The sequence below is a fragment of the Paraburkholderia sp. RL17-337-BIB-A genome, from assembly GCF_046025895.1.
Taxonomy (GTDB): Bacteria; Pseudomonadota; Gammaproteobacteria; order Burkholderiales; family Burkholderiaceae; genus Paraburkholderia; species Paraburkholderia fungorum_C.
Genome location: NZ_JARESY010000002.1, coordinates 3063683 through 3079888 on the forward strand (window position 1 = coordinate 3063683; position 16206 = coordinate 3079888).

Annotated in this window: 14 protein-coding genes and 1 pseudogene; 4 read left to right on the top strand and 11 right to left on the bottom strand. The window is 59.0% G+C overall.

The features are described 5' to 3' along the window. Nucleotides 1-118 precede the first annotated feature (118 nt). Entirely contained in the window at nucleotides 119-814 is a 696-nt protein-coding gene (locus P0D84_RS34340; RefSeq protein ID WP_408344226.1) for an NADPH-dependent F420 reductase, read from the top strand. A gap of 352 nt (nucleotides 815-1166) precedes the next feature. Here P0D84_RS34340 and P0D84_RS34345 read toward each other — a convergent pair whose 3' ends face one another. From P0D84_RS34345 to P0D84_RS34355, 3 genes are all read right to left on the bottom strand, one after another. Continuing rightward, a complete protein-coding gene (locus P0D84_RS34345; RefSeq protein ID WP_408344229.1) occupies nucleotides 1167-1616 on the bottom strand; it encodes an ester cyclase in 450 nt (149 codons plus the stop codon). A 717-nt stretch (nucleotides 1617-2333) separates the two neighbouring features. Beyond that, nucleotides 2334-2495 (bottom strand): hypothetical protein, encoded by a 162-nt coding sequence (locus P0D84_RS34350; RefSeq protein ID WP_408344232.1) that lies wholly within the window; start codon nucleotides 2493-2495, stop codon nucleotides 2334-2336. 69 nt (nucleotides 2496-2564) lie between these two features. Further along, nucleotides 2565-2831 (bottom strand): DUF4148 domain-containing protein, encoded by a 267-nt coding sequence (locus P0D84_RS34355; RefSeq protein WP_408344235.1) that lies wholly within the window; start codon nucleotides 2829-2831, stop codon nucleotides 2565-2567. 547 nt (nucleotides 2832-3378) lie between these two features. Between P0D84_RS34355 and P0D84_RS34360 the strand changes: the two genes are divergently transcribed. Next, entirely contained in the window at nucleotides 3379-5106 is a 1728-nt protein-coding gene (locus P0D84_RS34360) for a methyl-accepting chemotaxis protein (RefSeq protein ID WP_408344238.1), read from the top strand. A gap of 112 nt (nucleotides 5107-5218) precedes the next feature. Here the strand turns inward: P0D84_RS34360 and P0D84_RS34365 are convergent, their stop codons facing one another. Beyond that, on the bottom strand, nucleotides 5219-5716 hold the full coding sequence (locus P0D84_RS34365; RefSeq protein ID WP_408344241.1) for a hypothetical protein: 498 nt from the start codon (nucleotides 5714-5716) through the stop codon (nucleotides 5219-5221). A 770-nt stretch (nucleotides 5717-6486) separates the two neighbouring features. Between P0D84_RS34365 and P0D84_RS34370 the strand changes: the two genes are divergently transcribed. Then, nucleotides 6487-7614 carry an aminotransferase class V-fold PLP-dependent enzyme gene (locus P0D84_RS34370; RefSeq protein ID WP_408344244.1) on the top strand — a complete coding sequence of 376 codons (1128 nt, stop codon included), beginning with the start codon at nucleotides 6487-6489 and terminating at the stop codon, nucleotides 7612-7614. Between the two features lie 492 nt (nucleotides 7615-8106). On the opposite strand, the gene P0D84_RS34375 is transcribed toward P0D84_RS34370, so the two are convergent. Next, entirely contained in the window at nucleotides 8107-8448 is a 342-nt protein-coding gene (locus P0D84_RS34375; protein WP_408344247.1) for a hypothetical protein, read from the bottom strand. A 266-nt stretch (nucleotides 8449-8714) separates the two neighbouring features. On the opposite strand from P0D84_RS34375, the gene P0D84_RS34380 reads away from it, so the two are divergent. Next, complete coding sequence (locus P0D84_RS34380) at nucleotides 8715-9116, top strand: SET domain-containing protein (protein WP_408344250.1); 402 nt, start codon at nucleotides 8715-8717, stop codon at nucleotides 9114-9116. A gap of 385 nt (nucleotides 9117-9501) precedes the next feature. Here P0D84_RS34380 and P0D84_RS34385 read toward each other — a convergent pair whose 3' ends face one another. From P0D84_RS34385 to P0D84_RS34410, 6 genes and pseudogenes are all read right to left on the bottom strand, one after another. Beyond that, nucleotides 9502-9705, bottom strand: a complete 204-nt coding sequence (locus P0D84_RS34385) for a hypothetical protein (protein ID WP_408344253.1) — start codon at nucleotides 9703-9705, stop codon at nucleotides 9502-9504. Between the two features lie 251 nt (nucleotides 9706-9956). Further along, nucleotides 9957-10568: pseudogene (locus P0D84_RS34390) on the bottom strand (TetR/AcrR family transcriptional regulator); the annotation flags it as partial. Nucleotides 10569-10722: 154 nt separating this feature from the next. After that, nucleotides 10723-11136: a hypothetical protein gene (locus P0D84_RS34395; protein ID WP_408344256.1), complete on the bottom strand. Its 414-nt coding sequence runs from the start codon at nucleotides 11134-11136 to the stop codon at nucleotides 10723-10725. Nucleotides 11137-11951: 815 nt separating this feature from the next. Beyond that, a complete protein-coding gene (locus tag P0D84_RS34400) occupies nucleotides 11952-12692 on the bottom strand; it encodes an OmpW/AlkL family protein (RefSeq protein WP_408344259.1) in 741 nt (246 codons plus the stop codon). 512 nt (nucleotides 12693-13204) lie between these two features. Beyond that, entirely contained in the window at nucleotides 13205-15226 is a 2022-nt protein-coding gene (locus P0D84_RS34405; RefSeq protein ID WP_408344262.1) for an acyl-CoA synthetase, read from the bottom strand. After that, entirely contained in the window at nucleotides 15223-16179 is a 957-nt protein-coding gene (locus tag P0D84_RS34410; RefSeq protein ID WP_408344265.1) for a fumarylacetoacetate hydrolase family protein, read from the bottom strand. The genes P0D84_RS34405 and P0D84_RS34410 overlap by 4 nt, the downstream gene beginning before the upstream one ends. Between the last annotated feature and the right edge of the window lie 27 nt (nucleotides 16180-16206).

A 16206-nucleotide genomic window follows, 5' to 3' on the forward strand; every position in this document is an offset into this window, starting at 1 on the left:
CCCAGTATCTCAGCCCGGATGATGCTAGGCTATGGCGAGTCCGCGGGGATGGTCAACACGCACGGGCATGGCCGTTGCGCGCTTCCCGCTTTAGTCAACTGAAAGAACAGGAGGGTGTATGAAAATTGGCATCATTGGCGCGGGGAATATAGGGAAGGTACTGGCGCTGCGCTGGGTCGAACATGGGCACGAGGTGCTTATCGGCAACTCGCGCGGGCCGGATACGCTCGCCGATGTCGCCCGCGAAACTGGCGCGAAACCAGCCGAACTCGCGGATGTGGTCCGCGGTGCAGCGGTGATCGTGGTCACGATTCCCGAAAAGAAGGTGCTCGATCTGCCTGCGGGCCTGTTCGACGACGTGCCGGAAACCACGGTTGTAATCGATACTGGCAATTATTATCCACGCGAGCGCGATGGCCGCATCGACGGGATCGAGTCCGGGATGATGGAAAGCGCGTGGGTCGCGCAGCAGATCGGCCGGCCGGTAATCAAGGTGTTCAACAACATCTACGCCGATCATTTGCGCAATCTCGGCAAGCCGGAAGGCACGCCGGGGCGGATTGCCCTGCCAGTCTCGGGCGATAGCGCCGACGCCAAGGCGGCAGTGATGCAACTCGTCAACGAAGTGGGTTTCGATGCCGTCGATAATGGCGGTATCGACGACTCCTGGCGTCACCAGCCCGGCACGCCAGTCTATACGAAGGACTTCGACACGGAAGGCCTGAAGGCCGGCTTGCGGAAGGCGGAGCGAGTTCGTACTTCGCAGTGGACGGCCTCGGACAAGAGCCCCGGCAGTTTCGATCAGCCTGCATGAAGCCACGCGACGACGGACCTGTCGAAGTCCGTTGCCGCGTGCTGGAAAGACGCGGTCAGTACGAGAGGTCCGTTGTGCGCTCGAGAGCGGACCTTTGGCCAACACGGTCGCAATAGCGGCTATGGGTCAACTTCTGCCCGACGCAGACCGATCGTTGGCGGGCGAGTACGTCGGTTCGACGTCGGACCGGGTTCGGCCAGGAAGCGCCGGTCAGAGCTGTGACTGCTCCTCTCCCAGGGACCGACCTTCACGGTTGACGCCGTGCCCATAAACGGGCCGGGATGTGTCCGGCCCGTTCTCGCGTTAAGTGCACATGGCGTTGCCGAAAGATACGGAAGCGCCGTGCCCTGCGTCATGCTGCGTTGATGAGTCCGAGTTGTTGCAGAGCGGTCACGCCGTCGTCCAAACCGATTTCCTCAACGATCTTGCCATCTTTGAGGCGGAGCACGGTCGTGCCGGTGAAGCGCATTTTCCGGCCGGTCGCAGGCGGCAACGATCCAATGAGGAAATCGCTGAATGCCGGACCGGTATGTGTGCCTCCACCCTCCCAACGGCCGACTACATAGTCCCCCTCGGCGATGAGATCAGCAGCGCCCCAGAAGTTGAGATCCGGGAACGCTTCGCGGAAATCGGTCATGAATGCCTTGATATCCTCGCGGCCACGGCGCGGCTCGTGCAGCGAGTAGCGCAGAAGCATGTCGGGAGCAGCAAGTTCGTCGACGATGTCGAGGTTGCAGGTCTTACCCCAGAAATCGGTGAACCAGCGGCCTACGATGGCCTTGTTGTCGTCTTCTCTGGACATGGTGAATTCCTCATTGACTGTGGTCAAAAAAGAGAAGCACGATCGCCTCTCTCTGCCTGAACAATATCGAGGCAAACAGTCAACGGCCCCCCGTTTCTTGCCGTGTTACTCGCACCCCCGCATAACTGCGGAGCATCAAGCGGGTGTGGTCAAGGGCGACAAAACCGCATGCGTCAAGGGTGGATTTCCGTTCACAGAAATTAAATAGCAAGAATCGGAGTGTTTGTATCGAGCGGCTGCCATAAATTGATCATTCAATCCCGCAGTAGCCGAGGTCGGCGCATGCCGCAGGGCGCGATCGAACCTCGCTTATCGCGCACGCGCCCAATGCGCCAATTCTCTCATCGACATCGCGTTCGCCTGTCGCTCATTGAATGGAGTTTAACCAAGCTGCCATTTCTCTCGCTTCACGCTCTCGCTTCCCAACGCGGCGACGGACTGCGCCCAGAACTTCTAGCTTTATTTGAACGCCATGCCGGATCAGAGACCGGTCTCGCTGCCATCATCGAACCAGACGAAACAGAGCCCCTTAACCAGGTGGTGGACGTCGTGCCCAAAGAGCCGGTGAAGTAGTGCGGGGCTGCTCCGGCCGCGTTTGATTGCGGCCCGGACGAGGGCAAATGGAGGCTGCGGTGACAGCGCAATTGCGGTCGTGAATGACCGCTTGTAACTTAGAACCGCCCACCCGAGCATCGTAGGATGGTCGTCCGTTGCGGGTCATCCTGAGCCAGCCGCCGTCGGGCTCAGGAGGGCCATGAAGCGACGATCGCTGACGCTGCTTGAACGATCGCTTTTTGGCTTGGTGCTGAAGTCATTGATTCGTCTTGCGAGCGCATCCAGCGCGATCAAGTCACTGTTTTCCACTTGCCAGAAGTGCAAGCGCATTTCCCAGTGAATTAGTCTCGTTAGCACCCGGGACGCCGGACGGCGTCCCATGCACAGGCTCGCTCAATCCCCACCGCTATAGAGCGCATGCAGGCGATCCAGTGTGCCGTCCTTCTGCGCACGTTGCAATTCCTGATAGACCTCCGCGCGAGTCTTGCCGAGCTGCGCGCCGCTTTCACTGCCGCCGACGGACGTACCGCCCACCGCGTCCGACGTCATCGCGGCGTTGCTGTCGGATGCCGTACTGGATGTATCAGTGTTGTCACCCGCGTAGGCGAGCGTGGCGCACAACGCCAATGCGGCAATAGGGATCAAAGTCAGAGTCTTCATCGTATTCTCCAGCATGGTGCGTGGATACAACCCCAGCGCTGAGCGAAGTGACGCGGCATGCGCGGGGATTTCGTGCCGGTTCAAGAAAGGCATCAAGCCTCGTTGAGAGAACGCGGCACGTTCCTGCAATACCTGGGTGGAATTTCCTTTATTCCCGAGCTACCGTTTTTTTTCGGGGTGGCACCACGACCGCTCCATAGAGGAATCGCTCGTTTCCAGTATCCAACTCGCGAAAAAAGGTGCATATGCGTGGTCGTCCCGACCGGTCGTGCATACGCCAGGCGCGTCCCTCTTCCGTTCAGGCTACAGGTGGCCGGTGTGGGTCAACCAGAGTCGGTCGCCATCGGACTCAGTGCGGCCAACTTCGGCCAGTCATATCCAAGACCGGATTTTCTCGGAGGCTGAGGTCGCATTCGCGAGGACCCGCTACTTTTTTAGCCGAGATGTAGGTAAAAACCCTTAAGTTTTCCCTCTCCCTTGTCGTTATCCAGAGTTGCCCGGGAAGCTGGTGGTCAACTGGCAGAATTCGAAAGATGGAAACTCTGACATGCAATTGAGCAACATGAAAATAGGAGCGCGCCTCGCGCTGGCGTTCACAGTTACGTTACTTCTAACGTTCGCACTTTCAGCCGTGTCGCTGAGCCAACTGCGTGGTTTCAACCAGGGCGTTAATGACGTCACGCGCGCGCGCATGCCGGTGTTGCTGGATCTGCATCTGCTACTCGAAGTCACTCGCGGGCAGGCGGTGATGGAACGCGACGCATTGGCCGCGTTGGCGAGCAATGAGCCGCAGGTTGTAAGCGCCAATCTGCAGTCGATCGGCAATGGTCACGAGGCAGTCTCCAATGCAGCCAAAGAAATCGAGCGACTGGTCGACACGGACCAGGGCAAAACGCTCTGGGCGAGTATAGGATCCGCGCGTCAGGCGTATCTGTCCAACCGGGCGGCAATCATCGCGCAGATCAAGGCCGGCGACGCTGAAGGCGCACGGCAAAAGTTGCTGGGCGAACAGGTGCCGCTGGAGAATCAGTATCTGAGCGCGGTGCAAGCCTTCATCGATTACGTCGGCAACCAGGTCGTGACCGAGCGCGACGCATCAAGCGCATCGTATGATGCCTCCCGCATGCTCGTACTGGTGCTCACGGCGCTCGCGCTGGCTGTCTGTGCGCTCTGCGCGGTACTTGTCACGCGCTCGATCGTCCGGCCGCTGCACCAAGCCGTCGATGCGGCCGAGAAAGTCGCGCACGGCAACCTGGTCACGGGGATCGACGTGGATGGCAAGGACGAGACGAGACAGGTGCTTCGATCACTTCGTACCATGACCGAAGGCCTATCTAACACTGTCGGCGAGATCCGCATGGCCGCCGAGTCGGTCATGACGGGCGCACAACAGATCGCACAGGGCAACACCGAGCTGTCTTCGCGAACGGAGGAGCAGGCCGCGTCGCTGCAGCAAACGGCGGCGAGCATGGAGGAACTGACAGCCACGGTCAGGCAGAACTCGGAGAACGCTCGCGAGGCGACCGGGCTCGCGGACGATGCGCGCGCTGTCGCCAACGAAGGCTCTGCAATCGTCGGGAAGGTGGTCGAGACCATGGCGGGCATCGAGGAAAGCGCGGGCAAGATCGCCGATATCACCGGCATGATCGAGGGCATCGCATTCCAGACCAACATCCTCGCGCTCAACGCGGCGGTGGAAGCGGCACGGGCGGGCGAGCAGGGTCGGGGCTTTGCCGTAGTAGCCAGCGAAGTGCGCTCTCTGGCGCAGCGCTCGTCAGTCGCGGCGAAGGAGATCAAGGTGCTGATTGAGATCTCGGGCAGCCGCGTGCAAACAGGAACGGAGTTGGTCGCGCGAGCCGGAGAGACGATGGGCAAGGTCGGTACAGCGATTCATCGCGTGACCGACATCATGGGCGAGATCGCGTCGGCCTCGGCCGAGCAGAGCCGCGGCATCGAGCAGGTGAACCAGGCGATCAGCCAGATGGATGAAGTCACGCAGCAGAACGCGGCGCTGGTCGAAGAGGCGGCCGCCGCGGCCGGCTCACTGTTGGATCAGTCCAAGCGGATGCGCGCCGCGGTGGCGGTGTTTCGGACGGCGCAGACTGATGTCGTCGCGCCAGGCGTGCGCCCGCGGGCTGTTGTGAAGCGGCCGGTGGCGAGCCGGCCTGGTTCTGTGGTGGAGCGTGCGGTATCAGCGACGAAAGTCGTCGCGCCGGTGCCGCGACGCGTCGAACCGTCGGTGACGGTCGAGGGCGCGGATTGGGAAACGTTCTGACAGGGCCGCAATGCTGTCGAATTTATTGTGTTGATGTGCCGCCACGGTCAGTGGCGGCGCGTCGATGGTTTATTCAGTGCGTTTATGTGACGCACTGACCACTTCTGATGGGTTAATGCGGCGCGACGCTCGGTTGCTGGGCGACTTCTGCACTTGCGCTAGGTGTGTCTTTGGCAGACGGTTGGTTGTGCTGCCTTGCTTTTGTTGTCGCAGCTTGCGCTTGTGCCAAGGCTTCCGCTTGGGCTTCGGCTGCGATCTGCGTGGACTCTTCAAGAAGGCACGCCGCACGCTTTGCAGTGATGCGGCTTTGAGCGACGCCCTTCGCATCCAACGCGATCACCTGGAAGAGTTCGCGGTCGCATGTGAGCTCCTGTTGATATTGCTCGCCGGTGTGGACGAGTAATTCAAGAAGGGTTTGCTGGCGACGACGTTCCTCTAGCGTGATGGCAGGATTCCTACATATCGTGGCCGAAAAAGTGACAAGCGTTTCCAGTTGGTTTAACTGGCGGGTGCAAAGGTTGAATGCTTGCAATGCGAGTTTCTCGTATTGAAGCGCGTCGACTGGTGGGCGTGAATCGGGTTGAGTTTGTTTTGTGGTTTTGCTGCTCATGGTGCGACCTCCCTCGTACATCTCGGATCGCCCGACACTCGCTTGCAAAAAGTGGGTGAGCGGGCACGTAGCGGGGTTAGCAGACCGGGACCAAACCAAAACCGGCGAGCCTTGCGGCTCCCCCACCACAGCCCGCCCATTGAATATAGACGTGCAGAGGTAGACGCACGCCCCGCCTGGACGGGGGTGCGGGTTTGGTTACCAGGCTGCTAAACCTGGCCGCTGGGTGTTTCCCGACGGCTTGGTGATTATAAGTCAGAGTGAGTGGGTTGCTTTCAACTGCGCAGGCAAAATGTCTGTTTTGGCCGAACGGATGATGGTGTGTAGGACAAGGTGGAAGGCAGTTGTTCGGCCAATGCCTAGGTTCAGATATCTCTGATCGTCAGGCAGCTTCAGGTCGCCCTCCTGACGTTCGCACATGGCTATCCAAGAGCGCGTTGCGCCGCAAGCTATGCGCACTCTCAAGCCGATGCGGTCGACAGTGCTAACGCAACAGCGGATTAAAAGTCCGGTGGGTGGATAGCCACACGTACCACCGGGCAACGCTGTGTCGTCATAACATTAATAGTTCGTCGCCGGCCCGCTGCTGTGTTCGCCGCCTCTCAACTTCGTGCGTGCGCAAACCAACGAACAAAACGATGTCCCAATCGAACAGCATTCGTGATCTGGTACAGCTGCAACAATGGCAAAATGCTTTTTGCCTCAGCCGCAGGTGGCTTTCGTTAGAATCTGTTTTCGATCCATATATTCGTCTATAACCGGAGACAAACGTGCCAGGCTTACTTCCCGATGTCGACCGCGAGGGACTCCTCGAATATTCAGTCGTTTACACCGACCGATCAATCAATCATATGTCGCAGCTCTTTCAAGGAGTCATGCGCGATATTTCCGGTTCTCTGAAGAAAGTCTACAACGCGAAGTCGGCCGTTGTCGTCCCGGGCAGCGGGACTTTCGGCATGGAAGCCGTTGCCCGGCAGTTCGCAACAAACAGGAAGTGTCTTGTCATCCGGAATGGCTGGTTCAGTTTTCGCTGGTCGCAGATTTTCGACATGGGCGGCATTCCGTCTGAATCGATCGTGCTGAAGGCGCGCCCGGTCGAACAAGGGAGACAGGCTGCCTATGCACCGCCACCGATCGAAGACGTGGTCGCTGCGATCAGGGAAAACAAGCCGGATCTGGTCTTTGCGCCGCATGTCGAAACCGCATCCGGGATCATGCTGCCGGACGCTTATTTGCGCGCGGTGGCCGACGCTGTGCATGCCGTCGACGGCATGTTTGTACTGGATTGCATTGCCTCCGGCACAGTCTGGGTCGACATGAAGGCGAGCGGCGTTGACGTCCTGATCAGCGCGCCGCAAAAGGGATGGACCGCGTCGCCGTGCTGCGGGCTGGTCATGCTTAGCCAGCTTGCCCGCGAAAGAATCGACGAAACAACGAGCACCAGTTTCGCTTGTGATCTTCGCAAATGGCTGCAGATCATGGAGGCCTACGAGAACGGTGGGTTCGCGTACCACGCCACGATGCCCACGGACGGTCTCGCTACGTTGCGTGACGTCATGAAGGAGACCGAGGCATACGGCTTCGATAAAGTGAGAGCAGAGCAGCTTGAACTCGGCAAGCGGGTTCGCTCACTCCTCGTGGACAACGGTTTCAAAAGCGTGGCGGCCGAAGGTTTTGAGGCTCCGGGCGTCGTCGTCAGCTACACGGACGATGACGGAATACGATCCGGCAAGAAGTTCGCTGATGCCGGCTTGCAGATCGCGGCTGGCGTTCCCCTTCAATGCGACGAGCCTGAAGATTTCAAGACCTTCCGCATTGGGTTGTTCGGGTTGGACAAACTGCATGACGTTGAAGGTGCGGTGGCCAGGCTCGCGAAGGCGCTGGATAGTATTCTTTAGAGCGTTTTTGCTTTTTGTGGAGGATGTGCGTCTTGCTCGTCGTCGCAACCGCCTCGGCAGGAGGAACCCGAAACCTAGCGGACAGGCTATGCGTACTATTCGGCCTTTGCCGACATTCAGGTAACGACGCCCGTAAGGCGGCTACTAGTCGCTTTCCTGACGTTCACCCGTTGTCAGCCGTGAATGTCAGGTCTCACTGTCTGGGGGTGAGTGCTCTCGTTAAGGGTCATTCGTTGCCTACCCTCGATCATGACGATATGCTTCGGATTGCAAATAAACTATCCTCATTGACTGACGCACGCGAAGGAAACGACATCACGCGATTGCGATGCATCACGGCACGCCGTTCACCGGCCCATGGCATGGGACTGTTCGCACTGCAGCCGATCTCCGGCACCCGGCCATTGCGCGTGGCGGAGAACGTGCAGAAACCGAGGGGCGATTTATTTAGTATTGGTGCTAGTGCCACGAGTCGTTGCACCTTCGCTTTGTCTAATGCACCATGTTCCGCGCGTTGGCATGCGTGTCATCTGAATTCGCCAACGTGGCGGGAGCTAGCCAATGAAAGGCTGCAAGCGACTTGCCGTCGAACCGGCATTCCACTTTTGCAGGTACGACAGTATTTAAGCGTTGGTCTTCGACCATGCCAGTTATGAGCACGGAGCGGCCGTCAGGCGACGGCTGCTTTTCGCTCACCGAAACGAGGGCGGGTTCTGCTTTGCTTTGCATGATTTGTTCGCACTGGTCCGCGTTTTTTTCGGCCACGCTCGCGCAACCAGCTAAGGACGCCGCGACGATGGTGAAAGCGATTGTAATAAACCTACCTTTCTCCATATCATATTCCTCACTACTTCCCAGTTCTGCATTGGTTCCAGACTCCTACCCTGGGTCTGGCGAACCGCGATTCTAGCGTTTACATCCGCCTTCAAACAAAAGCCGCGTCGTGTGAATGCGATTTCCGTCCGAGTCATTCCCGGTTGTTCAATTCGTGCTTTAGCTGGCAGCGGCCGCACGAAAGAGTGCTTGCGACGCCCCGTCGGCAAGCGCCAAAATTAATCGGGTCGGCGCTTTCGACAGCGGCAGCGGCAGCGGCCAATGGCATGGGATTGTTCGCGCTACAGCCGATCGCCGCGGGCGAGCGGGTCATCGAGTACAAGGGAGAACTGACCAGCTGGCAGCACGCCGCCGTCCGTCAGCGCTCCAAGGCTGGCCGCACGTTCGTATTCGACCTGCCTGACGGACGTGTGGTCGACGGCAGCCGTGGCAACAGCGCCCGCTTTCTGAACCACGCCTGCGCCCTTAACTGCGAGGCCATCGAGACGGGCGACCGGGTCTTCATTCATGCGCTCGCCCCTATCGCAGCCGGCGATGAGCTTTATATCGACTACGGTCTGTCAGTCGACGGTGAGATCACCGTCGACATTCGTGTCCGGTACACGTGTCATTGCGGCACGTCAGCATATCGCCGAACCATGCTGGGCAACAATGCCGAGTCAGCGTAACCCTGCTGCCGTGCAGAGAATCCAATGAGCGATGCTTCCGGCATCTCTACGGCCACAGCGCGCGTCCATGTCTGAGCACAGCCTCCTCGCGACACGGCTGTAGATCCGATTGCGGTCGGTTGGCGCGTCGCCGATCGGCAGGCAGGAGCCCACCCACTGCCGCGAGTCGTGCGGTCGCACCAAGGGGCTGTTAACTGGGCGGTGCGGTCAGCCAAACCGCTGACTCAGGACAGTAGTTCGGCCATTCCTGTCATCTGCGAGTGGTCAAATATTTCGGTCGCGAATGGCCGCTGTCGAGAAAATCGAATGCTCTTTCCGTCAGCGAAAACTGACGAGTCGAGCTGTGGCTTCGCCTCAGCGATAGCGTAGCGCCGCCATACCGCGTTCACTCCGCTGGGCCCGTCGCAGGAAACGGACTGTGCCAGTCCATCCAGTCGTACGAGTCGCTGTGGTGCGCCCATGCCCAGCTCCTTGGCAGAGTGGGATTGATCACCTCGGCGACATGGTTCGACGCCGAACCCACGTCACTCCGATCATTCTTACTGCATTGGTGCTCGATATTCTGGAAATTCGTGTGGTCGTAAAACATGATTATCTCCTTTGAAGGCTTGACATACACAACTACCCGCGCCAACCGTACGAGACTGAAGGGTTGTGTCGGGGGACGAGTTCTGACGACCGACACGCTGAGCGGGGTACAGCGCGTTGCCGAGACAGCTACCTTCAATTTCATCGTGCTGGACCCTGGTCACGGATTTTGTCGGCGTCCGCGGTGGGCGTCCGACTTCCGCGGCCGCGCCCGGGTACTCCCGCGCGATGATCGGCGTGCGGTATTTCTTCCGATTGCCAGCACAATACGCACGAAAAAAATCCGGCAAGCAAGATCTGCATCACCTTGTCGCTCGCCCTCTGCGGATCGCACATTCTGGAGAACTGCACGCCATCGCGCAGGCTCACCAAGCCGAGCGCGAGCGCGTCAGCCTGCAGGGGCAATGGCCTGCCGTCGCGCTCCGAAGCCGTGCGGATGTACGCGCTGATCTGGTCGAGCTTTTCGTGCCGGAACGCGTTAAAGTGCTCCTGAAACGCGGTGTCCCGATACGCGAGTAGTTTGGCTTCGACCCGAAGCAGAAAGCAGTCTCGATCGCGAAAATACCGGGTGTAGTACGCGATGGCGCGCGCCTTCACTTCCGCGGGCGTGCCGCCCTCGTCCATGACCGCCCGCAGATCGACCTGCGCGCTATCGTGGTCCCGGCGTACCAACTCAAGCAGCAACTCCGGCTTACCGTCGAAGTTCAAGTAGAACGCGCCGCGCGTGTAGCCGGCCGTCTCGGCGATGTCCTCCACGCTTGTAGCGGCCAATCCCTTTTTGACGAACATCTTCCGCGCAGCCTCAAGCAGACGCTCTCGCGTCTGTTCCCTGCGCTGTGCGTGTGTCAGGCGTTCCCGTTTCATGGCATAAACGTACCGGTCAGATCGCCATCGGCGGCGCCATCACATGTTCACGGGTGTCAGACGACGGCTTTCGCAAAGATTCTCTCGACAAGGGATTTGACAATTTCAGACCCCAACCCCGACGGTTCCCGCAAGCTCCGGGTTGATTCTTCACTCAGAACTGCTCCGCCCGCAGCGAATCGAATTCGGCGCGGCAAACGTCGCTGAATCGGCCGAGGATGTCGATCGAACCCTCGGCGAGCATTTCGCGCAGTTGAAGGAACGTCCTTTCCGGGGCGTCATAGGTATCCACAATCCTTCGCCCAACCTGATCGGCTTCGTTCGCAACCTCTGTCGAGGATTGGACACGCATACGGCTTATCTTCGCGAACAGACTGACGAGAGCAGCAAGGTCCGGCTCATCGTGCTGAAGCGCGTGGACATAGCAATGCGACGCCTCCTCGATGAACTCCTTATAGAGGTCCTGCCGACGGATGCGGTCGTGCGCAAGCCACTCTGCCTTCGCCTGCGTTCGTTGCGTGACAACGGATGTCAGGCCAGCGATCGATGCACCGAACAGCGCCGCCATTGCTGATAGGAGCGTTGCGTTCATCAAGTCGCCTCGGCGAGCTCTATCAGCCTATTGAATTTGATACGGCCCGGCTTTCTGCCAAGGTATTCGAAGGCGTAAAAATGCCGTCGGTCGATGACGCACACGTGCTGACCTCGCGCGCCGACTGGAGATTGCGTCGACAGGCGTTCCGAGGTAAGTCGAGCGAAGCCCGCACAGCGGCCCAAGGCTAGTACCCCAAAAACGGAGGCACCGCGGCGCAACTGCAACGGCCTCATGCCAAGGCCTCGAAGTGGTAGTGACGCTACGAACGTCTTGACCTCATGACTGCGATTGCCCCCAATGTCGAGGGCTCTGAAAATTCGTTTCTCACACGACTCGAGCACGCCTCGTGTGCGCTTTTGCGGTACATGCATGATGTTCCTGGCAACTTCCCGACGGCGCGCCAGCGATGTGTCTGCGTGCATGGCACCGCCCTCCATTATGACATTGGTTACGCCAAATATGACATTAGACTCAATATTGATTATTCTGTCAATGTGAACCATTGAATCTACGCTGAGGTGAAGGCAAAGGGTGGAATCGTCGTACCGAACAGCGGACAGTCGGGACGCGGAAGCGCCCCATCCCGGACGCACCCATCACAGGCGCGGAAGCGGGCGAGAATCAAGACCCGGAAACGCCGGGCCCCATTGCCGCGACGTGTGTCACAACGTGTCGTAATTGACCGTGCGTTCGCGCATCGGCAGCCAGGTCCGGGCGGCGAAAAATAACGTCCATATCTTCAATGAGCATTCAAACCTCTCGATTGACGCATTGACGACCTGTACGCGCTAGAACGTATAAGCGACGTTCAGGAAGACGTTAAGCGGATTGATCCGGAGCGTCGATCTGGAAACGATCTGCGCTCCCGTTGCGGTCTGCCCGTATAACGTAAGGTGAGTCTTCACCGGAACGTAGCCGAGCGAGGTTCCGACCGACCAGTGTTTTGTAATTGCGTAATTTGCCCCGACCTCGAATACAGGATTCCACGATGAACTGAGTGTCGCCCGTGCCGAGCCGCCTGGACCAAGGCTATCAGTGACGAATTGGCTATTGGTTGTCCGAACCTGGGTGAACCACGTATAGTTCACGCCGAGTCCTATGAACGGACGGAATTTCGATTCTGCTGAAAACAGGTGGTATCGAAGTTCGATGGCGGGCGGCATCGGCTTTGTCGTGCCGAGGTTGCCATACTTCTGTAGCGTCCCTTCGCCAACCAGATTCACCTTCATCGGTAGTCCAAAAAGCATGGCGACACCAATGTTGTCCGTGACGTAGTACTCGGTGGTAATTCCCACCGTATCCGTCGAGCTGGCATGTGCTCCGCTACCAGATAGCTGCTGATTCACCGCTACGCCGCCAATGCTTTCCACGGTTAGTGGCGTTGCGTCACCCTGTGGCGCAATGTGAAGCCATCCCGTCGACAGCGTTATGCTTCCGGCAGACTGCGCATTGGCATTGTCGATAAGCGCGGCCGAGCAGATGCAAGCTGCCACACCGACCGAACTGATTGCGCGATTGTAATTTCTCATGTCTCTTCTCCTGTCGCTATGTCTGGAAATTTTTATGAATCATTGGCGCTGCAGCTGAATCTGCTCCATTGATTTCTTTCTTCATTTCGTATCGCTACACATGCCACATACTCGGATCGCCCTGTAGCCTAGTAGGCATGCATGGCCAGACGTTCCGTCTCAGGCGGGAACACGCACCACGTACCGTCGCGGTGCCGGAAGAAAAAGAATCCGAGCGGGCCTGTCGGTAGAAGTAGCTCGATACGCACACACGGTCTCTGATTCGAACGAGCGCGGCTGAATCGGGTAACCCGAACCGGCGTCGAAGAAGTCGGCCCGAGCCATTTTTCAACCTGCGAACGCAAAGATCTTTCTGATGCAATACTCATCCTCTTTCCCTTAAAAAAAATAATAGGTGTACTAAACCAAATACGCCGACAGGCATCTGAACGCGGCATCGCGGCGGGTACGTCCCGACTAATCTCTAATCCGGTCGCGCGACCGAACGCGTCCCTTTGATGCCGTGGATCGTGTCACGTTGGTCTGCCCTGCGCATCTGTTGCTGCCGGGTTCGTCCCCGTCGGCTGCTCCGCCCGCGATGGTCTCCCGGCGGCCGAGATCGAAAATGCGAACGGAAAGCGTCCGAGCGCGGCAGTCGCCAATGCTTCGAACGCAGGATCGCCAAGTTCGACGTGAAGTGAAATCCCGCGCGAGGTGTCATCAATGAGGCTAACGGTTGCATCCTCGACGCCAGCCTCTATGAGAGCCGACTTCAGCGCGTCTGCCGTTTCGCGCCGTTTCAGCGCCGGCTTGAAGATCTTGCCGACGCCCGTCAGCGGCATCGCATCCACGATCCGTATCCCCTTTGGCAACGCGGCGCGTTCGTTGATCTCGTGACGCAGAAACTCAGCCAATTCCGCTTCGGTTGCCGTTGTGCCCGGCTTTAGCTGGACATAGGCAACCGGCAACTCGCCCGCGTGCATATCGGGACGGCCTACAGCTGCGGCGATCTGGACTGCGGGATGGCGATGCAATGGTTCTTCGATTGCTGCGGGGTCGATGTTGTGTCCACCCCGGATAATCAGTTCCTTCTTCCGGCCGGTGAGCCAGAAGTAACCGTCGGGGTCACAGCGTCCGAGATCGCCGGTGTTAAGCCAGCGCCCGCCGTCACCACCCTCCATCCAGATGCCACTGTTCTGCTCCGGCCGGGTATAGCCAGCAAATACGTTTGGTCCGGAGATAACCAGTTGGCCGACCTCATCCGCAACGCAATCCCGTACATACCGGCCGCTCTCATCGACCATCACTGCTTTCATTGCCTGACCGGGCAGACGAAGACCAATCGAACCGACCTTGCGCTCGCCAAGCGGCGGGTTCACGCTGCTAACGCAGGTACCTTCCGTGAGGCCGTAGCCCTCAAGGATTCTGATTCCTGTACGATTTTGGAAAGTGCGAATTAATTCCACGGGCATGGGGGCGGCGCCGCACAGCCCGTACTCGAGCGAGCTGATATCGCGCTCGCCAATCGGAACGTCCAGCAGCGATCCGTACAGTGTCGGGACACCGCTGAAGAAGTTGATGCGGTAGTGCTCGACGATTTCCCAGAAGTGCTTGACAACGCCTTCGCCCCGATAACCTTGCGGTGTGCCGAGCACGATGTGGGCGCCACGCGAGAACGCAAGCAGACCTGTCACGATCACGGCGTTGACGTGGAAAAGCGGCAACCCGCAGAAAATCGTCTTCCCCGGACCAATGCTTTCGCCGAAGAATTGACCTGCGTTCCACGCATTGGCCACCTCATTGCCGTGCCGCCGAACCGCAATCTTCGGCAGTCCCGTGGTGCCGCCTGTGCAGAAGAAAGACGATACATCGTCGATGCTCGTTCGACGCGTGCTGTTGAGCGCCACCCCGGACTCTCCCGCGATGGCGGTGCCAAAATCGTGGATACCAACATGCGAAGGAACCGCACTATGAACGCCGCCCGGCCCATGCAGTCTTGAACACTCGCCACGTTGAAGCGCCCGGGCCGCGAATCCCTTGTCGCCCGGGATGCGCTCGGCCGGATTCACGAGCACCAGATGCTGCAGGCAAGGGAGCTTGTGCAGCACCGCTTGCACCTTCTCCCAAAGGTCTGTTCCGGGAAACGGCGCCAGGGTTACGAGCACGCTCGCCGCTGAGGCGTTGAGCAGTTCGCCGATGGCTTCACTCTCAAGCAGCGGATTGATCGCGCAGACAATCCCGGCGGCTTCCCCACCCCAGATCACGAAATGCGTTTCTGGGAGGTTGGGCAGAACGTATGCGACAACCGAGTCCCGCTGCACTCCCAGGCGCGCAAACATGTTCGCGGTGCGCGTGACATCGCGTACGAGTTCGCTATACGTCCAGCACTCAGCGTTCCGGCGGTCGTCGGCCGTGGCGAAGAACGAAAGTGCGGGCGCCACTGGATTGATGGCCGCGCCCCGACAGATCATCTCGTAGGTACTCGAGGGAAGATCCGCCGGCTGCCCCCGCGTTTCAATGGCAAGGACATCCTGTACGTTTGCGACGGCTTTCATGCCGCCGGGTCCATAACGACGTTGCGTTGCACGCCCAGATTGATCGCGCGGTCATAACTGGCGATATGCGCCTCTACGACGTCACCCACGCGCAGATACTGTGGCCTTTCCTCCTGCATCTTCAGGAATAAACGCCATTTCTCCGCTTCAGGCAGCTGCGCCGCGGCGCGTAGCTTCTCGGGTGACGGAATGCTCAGTGCGCAGCCGGAAGGCGTGCCGGTCGCGAGCAGGTCCCCGGCGCGCAGGTCGTGTATGCCTGAGAGCTCCGTCAAGGTCTCTGCCGGACCATAGACCAGGCCCGCCGTGGAGTCATTCTGCCGGACCGTTCCGTTTACCGTCAGCGTCAGCACGAGCTCCTTCAGCTTTGAAATATCCTGTTTCTCCAGGAGGCAGAGGTAAGGGCCGACAGGGCCAAACGTGCGATAGCTCTTGCCCTTGTAGAACTGCATTTGCGGAATCTGGATATCGCGCGCGGAATAGTCGTTGACGATCACGGCGCCGGCGATGTACTCATGCAGGTTCTCCTCGGTGACAGTTTCGCGGGACGAAATGTCGCGCCTGAGGACGAGACCGAGTTCGATCTCGTAGTCGAGGAACTGCACCCCGTCTGGTTTAACCACGGGCGAGTCGGCCGGAACAATGCAGCTCGTCGCCTTCGTGAAGATCATGTTGAATTTCTTCACATCCGGGTCCATGCCGGACTCGATCATATGCTGGCGATAATTCGCGCCCTGGCAGATGAACTGCTGATTGGCGGTGACGGGCGACAACCATTGCACTTCCGATTCGGGAATCGTCGGGCCGCTCAGCAGGAAAAGCCGCTCGACCGGGTTAGCCTCGATAAACTCGGCGGTCGACCTGAATTCGCCGGGAATCGGCGTGATAGCGCCATTAGCGACCACGCCCCACTGGGCGCGGTCTTGATGCAAATAATGCAGAACGTGAAGTGCCATTTTTCGATCTCCGGATTCTATGGAAGG

Coding starts and splice junctions, on each gene's coding strand:
- P0D84_RS34340 (WP_408344226.1), top strand. CDS start 119: ATGAAAATTGGCATCATTGGCGCGGGGAATATAGGGAAGGTACTGGCG.
- P0D84_RS34355 (WP_408344235.1), bottom strand. CDS start 2,831: ATGAAGACTCTGACTTTGATCCCTATTGCCGCATTGGCGTTGTGCGCC.
- P0D84_RS34395 (WP_408344256.1), bottom strand. CDS start 11,136: ATGGCGGCGCTGTTCGGTGCATCGATCGCTGGCCTGACATCCGTTGTC.
- P0D84_RS34400 (WP_408344259.1), bottom strand. CDS start 12,692: ATGAGAAATTACAATCGCGCAATCAGTTCGGTCGGTGTGGCAGCTTGC.
- P0D84_RS34375 (WP_408344247.1), bottom strand. CDS start 8,448: ATGGAGAAAGGTAGGTTTATTACAATCGCTTTCACCATCGTCGCGGCG.
- P0D84_RS34385 (WP_408344253.1), bottom strand. CDS start 9,705: ATGTTTTACGACCACACGAATTTCCAGAATATCGAGCACCAATGCAGT.
- P0D84_RS34405 (WP_408344262.1), bottom strand. CDS start 15,226: ATGAAAGCCGTCGCAAACGTACAGGATGTCCTTGCCATTGAAACGCGG.
- P0D84_RS34360 (WP_408344238.1), top strand. CDS start 3,379: ATGCAATTGAGCAACATGAAAATAGGAGCGCGCCTCGCGCTGGCGTTC.
- P0D84_RS34380 (WP_408344250.1), top strand. CDS start 8,715: ATGGGATTGTTCGCGCTACAGCCGATCGCCGCGGGCGAGCGGGTCATC.
- P0D84_RS34345 (WP_408344229.1), bottom strand. CDS start 1,616: ATGTCCAGAGAAGACGACAACAAGGCCATCGTAGGCCGCTGGTTCACC.
- P0D84_RS34365 (WP_408344241.1), bottom strand. CDS start 5,716: ATGAGCAGCAAAACCACAAAACAAACTCAACCCGATTCACGCCCACCA.
- P0D84_RS34410 (WP_408344265.1), bottom strand. CDS start 16,179: ATGGCACTTCACGTTCTGCATTATTTGCATCAAGACCGCGCCCAGTGG.